General features: G+C 70.9%; 1 protein-coding gene. It reads left to right on the top strand.

From position 1 onward, the window contains the following. On the top strand, positions 1-604 hold a 604-nt coding region (locus ADK65_RS36550), incomplete at both ends, for an acyltransferase domain-containing protein (protein WP_159038875.1).

Genomic DNA, 604 nt, shown 5'->3' with positions numbered 1-604 from the left:
CGGACGCTGTACACGCAGACGGCGTTGTTCGCGTTGCAGGTGGGTCTGTTCCGGCTGTACGAGCACTGGGGTGTGCGGCCCGCGGTGCTGGTGGGGCATTCCATCGGTGAGGTGGCGGCGGCGCATGTGTCGGGGGTGTTGTCGCTTGAGGACGCGGCGGCGTTGATCGCGGCGCGGGCGAGGCTGATGCAGGGGCTTCCGGCCGGTGGTGCGATGGTCGCGGTGCAGGCGAGCGAGGCGGAGGTCACCGAACGGCTGGCGGATCTGCCCAGCGCCGGCCTGGCCGTGGTGAACGCGGCCGACGCGATGGTCGTCGCCGGTGACGAGGTGGCCGTGGAGGAAGTGGCCGCGCACTTCCGTGAACTCGGGCGCAAGACCAAGCGGCTGACGGTCAGTCACGCGTTCCACTCGCCGCTGATGGAACCGGTGCTGGAGGACTTCCACGCGGTGGCCCGCACCCTGACCTACAGCGAGCCGCGCATCCCCGTCGTCTCCACCGTGACCGGCGGCCCGGTGTCCGTGGAGTGGACGGATCCCGCCTACTGGACCGACCACATCCGCCGCACCGTCCGCTTCCACCACGCGCTGGAGCACCTCGGCGAGG

The organism is Streptomyces sp. NRRL B-1140, assembly GCF_001280065.1.
In the GTDB taxonomy this organism is placed as follows: domain Bacteria; phylum Actinomycetota; class Actinomycetes; order Streptomycetales; family Streptomycetaceae; genus Streptomyces.
This window is presented reverse-complemented; position numbering and strand designations above follow the sequence as displayed.